Source organism: Rhodopirellula bahusiensis (genome assembly GCF_002727185.1).
GTDB classification, from domain to species: Bacteria; Planctomycetota; Planctomycetia; order Pirellulales; family Pirellulaceae; genus Rhodopirellula; species Rhodopirellula bahusiensis.
This window is the reverse complement of record NZ_NIZW01000032.1, coordinates 60,876-69,485: the sequence shown is the minus strand read 5'-3', so window position 1 is coordinate 69,485 and position 8,610 is coordinate 60,876. Positions and strand designations below refer to the sequence as shown.

The window sequence follows — 8,610 nt, the reverse complement described above, 5'->3', positions numbered from 1 at the left end:
GCTCAATCGCTTCCGAGCGATCCTAATACGATGGGATAAGAAAACTCAAAACCATCTTGCTGGGCTACACATCGCTCTGGCCTATTTTGTCTACAGTAGAATCGGGGTTCTCGGATAGGTTCTTAGTCGCGAAGGGATCCAAGCGAAGTTTTCCCACGGTCGGCCGACCAATCACTTTCGTTGAGCAACCCAATCGACCATGAGGCGACATCACTCCAAGTCGCGTTGCCGGCGCAATCCCAGACCTGGACTTTCCAATCGCATTCTTCGCGACTCGGAAGTCGGCTGCCCGCATACTCGACGAACAGTGTTTGATCGGATTCTACCTTGCCGGAATCCCAAAGGTCACCGATGTCGGATCCAAGCTGCTTTTCCGAAGAGGCGACGAGCAACCGATACGCGGCCTGCGATTGTCCCCGTTGATCCGACGTGACCTGCCAGTTCAGCCGAGGCTGAGTGATGTCGATCCCGGTCGGATTCTCGAGGTACTTGCACCGCAGTCGCTGTGGCTCGAGAGCGGAAACGGATGCGGCGGCGACAGTGGTTGCCGCGAAAAACAGAAGGGATAGGAGGGTCTTCAATGGTCAAACCGGGATGGGGGAAAGCTCAGCAAAACGCCCTCTGCCGCGTCAAATTGAAGAGAAACAGTGCTGACTGGCGTCGATCTTGCCAGCCAACCTTATTCACGCAAGACTCGGCTAAGGGATGTGAAAACCTTCGTCCGGCGAACTAGCGTCGCCAGGACAGCCCCAATCTAGCTCGACGCTGTGCGGTAAACCTTTGCGATTGCGCAAACAACCAGCACGATCGTGCCAAGTCCATAGAGGAGTGGGGTGGCCGGGGAGGTTGCGCTGGATTCAGTGCTGGACCCACCCTTCGCTTCGCGTGCCACCCTGGAGGTCGTGCCGTTTTGAAGTGTCGTGCTCACGCACGTCTGGCGAACCTCGCCCGTTGGCAACGGGCTAGTCGATTTTGCTGTAGGTTGGCCACTCTTGGCCGACATCCGCAACTTGGACGGGCAAGAGTGCCTTTTTATACCCCACATCTCGAAACACCAAAGATTAGTGTCCGATCAGAGTGGATTAGTGTTCCACCAGAGCGGTCAAGGGAACACTAATCGCCGCTAATCAAACACTAATGATTCCTCGGCAAGGGATGTTTAGCCTTAAACCGCTTGTATTCCCAACGCAAGCGGCTCCCAAAAGATGTGGGGTACAAAAAGGCAAGAGTGCCCATCCTACATGCGTTAAAACCCCATTGCCGACTCGACCAACAAGCCACAGCGGGAGGGGGCGGAAAGCGAGCTTTCCGATGAGGGAGTGCGTGCCATTTCCCATGCTCAGCCCTCACCCTCGCGTACGCCTAAACGGTGTCGCTGCGGAGCGTTGATTCTTAGTCTTTGTTGGCTTCGAACAACGCTGTGAATTCTTCTCGCAGGTCTCGCTCATCGGCTGCCAAGTTCACTGTTTCACCGGGATCGGAATCCAAGTCGTACAGCTCAATGGGCCCCTCGATGTCGTACCGAACGGCTTTCCATTTACCGCGACGGGCCGCTTGGTAGACTTCGCCGACCACTCCGGAATTCGGGTCTCCGGCTTGCTTGCCAAATTCCCAGTACAGAGTCCGATCGGGCAACGGTCGTGGGGCGTCGCGAAGACGCGGTAGCACGGACACTCCGTTCGTCTTGATTCGCGGAACAACGTCGAAGGAAACTCCTGCGATGTCAGCGAAGGTTGGCAGCACATCGGCGAACGCCCACGGCGTATCGTCCACTCGTGGAGACTGGATGGCAGCGGGCCAGTGGGCGATCATCGGAACGTGAATGCCGCCGTCGTACAAGTCACGCTTCATCCCTTTGTAGGGTTCTGAAGCACGAAAGAATGTCGGGTCACCACCACCTTCATCGTGCGGTCCGTTGTCCGAAGTGAAGAGGATCAACGTGTTGTCCGCGACGCCTTTGGATTGCAACGTTTGGTAGATCTGGCCAACGTATGCATCAAGTGCCGTCACCATACCGGCTAAAGTCGCATGCGGGCGTTCAACATGCTCAGGGTAATACCAAGCGTATTTGTCTGACGCGGTCCCATTGGACATGCCGCCATAGCGGGTCTCGGGAAACGCATCCTTGTAGCGTTCGACAAACTTGGCTGGCGCGGCCAGTTCAGCGTGAGGGGACGAGTACGCCAAAAGTACGAAGAACGGATTTTTGTGATCTTGTTCGATGTACTGGATCGCTTCGTTGGTGAACAAAGCTTGTGCGTACGCACCCTTCTTTCCGCCCTCGTTTTCCTCGATTCGAATCTTCTTGCCGTCACGCCACAAAATGGTTGGGTATTGCCGGTGCCCTTCCAAAATCGAGTACATGCCGTACCAGGTATCAAACCCCATCGCCAATGGATCCGTCACTCCCATCTGAGAACCGATGGAATACTTACCAAACAATGCCGTGTCGTAACCGGCGTGCTTCAACACATGAGCAATCGTGACGTCGATGTCTTTCAGTTGGACCGTGTTGGAATTGTTGTCCATCAATCGTCCATCGCGACCGGTGAACAAAGACACGCGGGATGGCGAGCAAACCGTGTTGCCTGAATAGGCCTGCGTGAACCGGATTCCGTTGGCGGAGAGTCGATCCAGATGAGGCGTTTGAATCGGGGTGTCACCATACGCTCCGATTTGATTGAAGCCCAGGTCATCCGCCAAAATCAAGACAATGTTCGGCGGTTCGGCACCAGCATCATCAGCCGTGGCGGACGACGGCATGCATGCGAAAAACGCCGTTGTCCATGCCAACAAAACCGACTGCCAGTGAGCTCGATGCGACATCATCATTCCGGGGAAGTGTTGGGAATCGTGTTCTGAATCACGCGAAAGTGGCGGTCCACTTGCGTCACTCGAACAACGCGAGAATCTGATCAGCCACGACTTGATGACCGGCTCGGTTGGGATGGTTGGACTGCGAGAGATAGTCCGTGACATCATCGCCATCACCTACCAAACGTCGGAATTCCGAGTACGAATCCACCAGCGGCAGGTCAAACTCACCAGCCAACTGCCGGATCGATTCAGCATGTTTCGCGAGAGGTGAGTTGGGATCCAAGATGTTTTCCTTGGAATCCGGAGTCGGCGTCAGCAAGACAACCATGACGTCTTTTGTCACCGCCTGCTTGATCATCTCTCGCCAGCAATCCTGAGCAGTGTCCACGCCGACGCGACGATCATTCAAACAGTAGTCGATGAAGATGACATCGGGCTTCAACGACAACACATCGTCCGCGAATCGCTTGGACCCACTGACCGAGTTCTCGCCGCCGATCGCGGTGTTGCAAACATCGATCACCGCGGTTGGATAACGCTCGCAAAGTTCTTGGTGAAAGAGCACCGGGTACGAATCAAAACGCCGAACAATCGGCGTGCGGAAATACCCGGCGGGGACGGAATGCCCGTGAAAGACAAATCGAACCAAGCGGTTGTTCGGCCAGGTTTGTTTGAGCTGTTGCTTCAGATCAGCGAAAGGGTTGGCTTCCGTGGGCTGGACTTTCTCAGCCGGTGCTGTCGCTGCATCTTTGGCTTGGCAGGGAACTCCTTTTGCGAAGGCAACCAGTGTCAAGACAATCAACGCACGAACAAGAATCTGCATGGAACCACTGAAAGGCAAAGGATGGAGGTCGAGTCTACGAAACCGAAATCTCAAACTGGATTTCGCTGACGTTTCCGCCAGGATACTCCACAACCAGAGGTACCGCTTCCATTCCAGGCACCATGTTGAAAACACGCGACGAAGCACCACTGGACTGGACACCACTCGACTGGGCACCACCGTGGATTGCAAACGGCACATTGCACTTGCAGACGACTGTGCCCTCCGGCTTTTCAATCTCAATCTGGTTCTTGGAGACTCTTCGGACCGTTTCGCTAGTCGCTGAAACGATGGGAACGATCAAAGCAAACGCATTTGCTTGGCGATCGGATTGGGCTGGTGAGGCGGTAATCAGCACGCGTTCACGTTCAATGCGATAGCTCAACTGGCACTGGGAATTTGGCTCGTCGTCGATCTGCCGGTCTTCGTCCTGCAGCGTCGTTGTGACGTCGAATCGGACTTGGTCATCCGTTGCATTGGAGGTCACGTTGGCTTTGAGGTCGTACAGATTCGTGAACCATCCCGCTTCGTTGCGTCGTTCCAATCGAGTCGTGAGCGGGAAGTCCTCGCCGGGTTGCGGTTGTTGATTCAGCGGTTCGACTTGGATGTAACGAGCCATGCTGGATGCCAACAACGTGCCGACTTGGGCGTGATGAAGGACCGCGAGCGAGCCGCCAGTGGGTTGCTGGATGTGATCGGCCGATTTGGTTTTGTAGATGGAGTCATACGCCGACACGGTTGCTCGCCATGGGCCTTTTGCTGCCAACCAAACATCCAGTTCGGCGAAGTGCTTGACACCATCCGACGTCACTCGAGGCAACGGTTTCAGTTCGTGTTTCGTCGCCGTCGGCTGTGTCTTGTCCAGCACCAAAGCCATCGCTTTGGCGTGTGCAAAGGTGTGGTGGATGCAGGGTTTGACCCCGTGAGAGACGTAGTGAGGACCGCCGTGCAGCAGGCCGTCTGCCGTGCATCGTTTCAGCAGTTCCGCATTCTTGATCGCGGCGGTTTCGAATGCTGGATTGCGATCAGCCATCAATGCGAACGCGGGTTGGCATCCATCCGCGGTTCGACTGCCCCAATAAGACCATTTGGCTGAACGAGTTCCCCAACTGTTGTCCCAGGCACCATCGGGCAGCATGAATTCCAGGTGCCCATTCATCGACTGAGTCAACAAATCCAGCAGCGATTCATCACCGACTTCCAAGGCGTAAAGCACCACGCCATTGAGTGACTCTTCCACGTTGTAACCAAGATCAACCGGCAGCAGTCCACGACCGCTGCGATTGTCGTTGGGCTTTCCCTCTCCCCAGAGCAGCTTGTTCGGTTCGGTGAAAAACTCTTTGACTCGGACCGCGAGCTGCTGGCTGCGTTCGGTGTACTTGGCATTGTTCAATACGCGGCCGAACAAATGAAAGCCGTAGACGGCCGTCATGCCGTAATTCAGATTCGTGAAATCAATTTTTCGAAAGTCGCTGAACAAGTACCCGCCGGCTGCTTCGTCCAAGCGTTGTTCCCAGGCACGCTTTTCGTCGGCATCTAGGACTTCACCGTGGTAGTGCAGTGCTTCGGCCAACGCGATCGCGCCAAAGATGGTGGTCCCGCGCCAAGAACGAGGGTTGATATCGTTGGTCCAGCTACCATCTTCTCGACTGACGTTGTTTTCCGCCCACGCGTACACATTCCGTGCCGCGTCCAAGTACTTCTGTTGGCCGGTCGCATGAGCCAAGTGAAGAAACGGGTACAAGGCATCGCTGCATCGACCGTGGATGTGACTGCAGGAGTCACATTGGAGAGCACCGTGCGCGGACGGATCATCAGGTGCAACGGTTTGGCGGCGGATCATGCCATCGCACCAATCCACCAGCAAAGACTTCGCCAGCGATCGCAGATCCGAATGTTCCTGCTCGGGCAATCGGTTCTGTGACGCAGCATCCGAGCCACTCGCCAAGAGGGGACGCGTCCCCAGCAACTTGTTCGCACTTACCAGTCCGCCAAGAATGCCGAGCGAGGTCATTCCGGCAAATTCACGTCGATCCATGGAGTGGTCTTTGTATCGTTCATTGGGGAAGGGGAGTGGGGAGTGTAGATGGCCATTGCCTGCGGGCCATTCTGATCAGGTGGGTACCGAGTCTGATCAGGTGGGTACCAAGGAAGCACAGTGCCGAAAATGCGTTGACTCAGGGATGAACGAATAACGATGAGTAACGACTGAAACTCGACACTTACATCCTGACATGGACGCGACCTGTTGCGTTGTTTTCGCGAAAATCCACGCAAATTTCCGAAAAGTGAAACGTCATAGGAATTGGATCGCAAAAATGGGATCGTTCGCCGGGAGAATCACAGAGGCATCGTGCGAGCTCGGACTCCATCGAGACTTGCCGCTGTGCTTTCAAATGATCCCGTTCGATCTACACTGATCGAATCCCGCCTACCACCCTGCCGCCGAACGCTGATCAACACCTATGCCATTCCAACGGGGCTATCTCCCAAATCGGTTCGCCCGCGAGACGTGCATGCCACCCGTCTTGATGCTGGCCGCCGCCCTTTGCACCACGGTTCTCGGTTCGCTAACGCCAATTCGCTCGCATGCTGAGGACGTCGATCGCGGGACCGAGGATACCGAATCGGTTTTCATCGCGGACGAATCATCGGTCTCGTTCAGTCGCGACATCCGGCCGTTGCTTTCGAACCGATGCTTCGCCTGCCACGGTCCAGACGCCGATTCGCGAGAGGGAGGTTTGCGACTGGACCAGCCCGATGGAGATGAGGGGGCGATTGGATACGCGATCGAACCTCACTCGGTTGAAGACAGTGAAGTTTGGCTCCGGATCACTGCCGATGATGAATCGATGTTGATGCCGCCGCCGGATTCACACTTGGAGCCGTTCAACGAAGAAGAGACGGAACTGATTCGGCGATGGATCGAAAGCGGTGCTGTTTACGAAGACTTCTGGGCTTTCCGAGCCCCAGAACGGCCCCAACCACCGGTGACCCAACATGCTGAGTGGAGTGCACAAACGGTCGATCAGTTTGTGCTTCGAAAGCTTGAGTCGCAGCAGCGTCGCCCATCAGAAGAAGCCGACGCGAGAACTTTGCTGCGACGAGTCACTTTCGATTTGACGGGGCTGCCACCCAGCCGAGAAGCGATCCGCCAGTTTGAATCGGCCTACGCCAACTCACCCGAATTGGCGTGGGAAGAATTGATCGACGACCTGCTTTCGCGTCCTCAATTCGGAGAACACATCGCCCGCCACTGGCTGGACCTGGTGCGTTTCGCTGACACGAACGGGATGCACAAAGACTTTTATCGCAACCACGTCGCCTATCGCGATTGGGTGATTCGGTCTTTCAACGACGACCTTCCGTACGACGAATTTGTTCGAGACCAGATCGCTGGCGATTTATATCCTCAGCCGACGAAAGACCAACTGATCGCATCCGGATTCAATCGGTTGCACTTGATCATCGATCGCGGAACCGCGTTGCCGGAAGAAAGTCACGTCAAGAATGTGTTGGATCGCGTCACCGCCGTCGGCACCGCATTCATGGGACTGACGGTTCAGTGCGCACAGTGCCACGACCACAAGTTTGATCCCATCACCCAGAAAGATTTCTTCTCGCTGTACGCGTTTTTCAACAACATCGATGCCCAACCCGAAACCAACCCGCGAAAAGTCGTGGATGGTTTCCAAGAGCCTTTCGCTCGATTCCCCACCGATGCTCAGCAAGCCGAACTGGATCGCCTGGATGCGGAATTGGCCAAGCTCGATCAGCAGATTCGCTCGGAAGAGAAACAAACGAACCAACCCGAGGAGAAACTGAAATCGCGTTTGGAATCGCTTCAAAAACAACGCGGTCAGGAGCAACGTGATCGAGATGCCGTCGAGCGTTCGGTCGAAAAAGCGATGGTGATGAAGGAACGCGACGAGGTCCGAAAGACGTTCGTTCTGATTCGCGGGCAGTACGACGCTCCCGGGGAAGAAGTCCAACGCGGCGTCCCTGGATTCCTGCCGCCGCTGAAGCCCCAATCCGAAACACCGTCCCGCATGGATTTGGCGAATTGGATGGTGGCTCCTGAAAACCCGCTGACCGCACGCGTGGCGGTGAACCGTTTCTGGCAACTCTTTTTCGGCGTCGGGCTGGTCAAGACGTCCGAGGACTTTGGCAACCAAGGCGAGGTCCCAAGCCATCCTGAATTGTTGGATGAATTGGCGGTGTCGTTTGTCGAGTCAGGATGGGATGTCAAAGCGTTGCTCAAGCGAATCGTGATGAGCAAAACGTATCGGCAATCTTCGCGAGCCACTCCGGATGAGTTCAAAGCGGACGCGGAAAATCGGTTGCTCAGTCGCGGCCCACGCTATCGGTTGGATGCCGAAATGATTCGCGATCAAATTCTGTTTTCGAGCGGACTGCTGTCCACGCGAATGCACGGACCGAGTGTCAAACCTCCGCAGCCGGACGGGTTGTGGAAAGCGGTTTCGATGACGGGCGAACGTTTCCGGCCCGACCAGGGCGAATCGATCTATCGTCGCAGCATCTACACGTTCTGGAAACGTGCGATGCCGCCACCGCAAATGACCATCCTCAACGCACCCAATCGTGACGCTTGCATTGCTCGCCGCGAAAGAACCAACACGCCGACCCAGGCTTTGTTGCTTCTCAACGAAAGCGAATACCTTCGGGCTGCCCGGCAATTGGCTCAGTCCACTTTGGCTGAACCTGCCGAGGACCGAATCCTGTTCGCCTATGAAACCGTCACGGCCAAACTCCCAGATTCGAAAGAGGTCGACGTTCTGCAAACGCTGCTGAACGATTTGCGTGACGAATACGCCAGCTCACCCAAACTGGTTGACGATTTGTGCGAGGGAGTGTCCGTCGACTCGCCTCAAGACAAAGTTGAACTCGCCGCTTGGACGGTGCTGTGCAACACGCTCTACAACCTCGATATCACCAAGACCAAAGATTGA

Annotated in this window: 5 protein-coding genes and 1 pseudogene; 2 read left to right on the top strand and 4 right to left on the bottom strand. The window is 55.6% G+C overall.

Annotated elements, in window-relative coordinates:
• Positions 1–118 (top strand): annotated as a pseudogene (locus CEE69_RS27765) (IS5/IS1182 family transposase); the annotation flags it as partial.
• A 4-nt stretch (positions 119–122) separates the two neighbouring features.
• On the opposite strand, the gene CEE69_RS27760 reads toward CEE69_RS27765, so the two are convergent.
• The 4 genes from CEE69_RS27760 to CEE69_RS27735 form a co-directional block, all read right to left on the bottom strand.
• A complete protein-coding gene (locus CEE69_RS27760; RefSeq protein WP_233215711.1) occupies positions 123–581 on the bottom strand; it encodes a glycoside hydrolase family 78 protein in 459 nt (152 codons plus the stop codon).
• 811 nt (positions 582–1,392) lie between these two features.
• On the bottom strand, positions 1,393–2,832 hold the full coding sequence (locus CEE69_RS27745; RefSeq protein WP_099263814.1) for a sulfatase-like hydrolase/transferase: 1,440 nt from the start codon (positions 2,830–2,832) through the stop codon (positions 1,393–1,395).
• A gap of 58 nt (positions 2,833–2,890) precedes the next feature.
• A complete protein-coding gene (locus tag CEE69_RS27740; protein ID WP_099263813.1) occupies positions 2,891–3,640 on the bottom strand; it encodes an SGNH/GDSL hydrolase family protein in 750 nt (249 codons plus the stop codon).
• 34 nt (positions 3,641–3,674) lie between these two features.
• Entirely contained in the window at positions 3,675–5,678 is a 2,004-nt protein-coding gene (locus CEE69_RS27735) for a hypothetical protein (RefSeq protein ID WP_099263812.1), read from the bottom strand.
• 478 nt (positions 5,679–6,156) lie between these two features.
• Here CEE69_RS27735 and CEE69_RS27725 point away from each other — a divergent pair, with 478 nt between their 5' ends.
• Entirely contained in the window at positions 6,157–8,610 is a 2,454-nt protein-coding gene (locus tag CEE69_RS27725; RefSeq protein ID WP_099263810.1) for a PSD1 and planctomycete cytochrome C domain-containing protein, read from the top strand.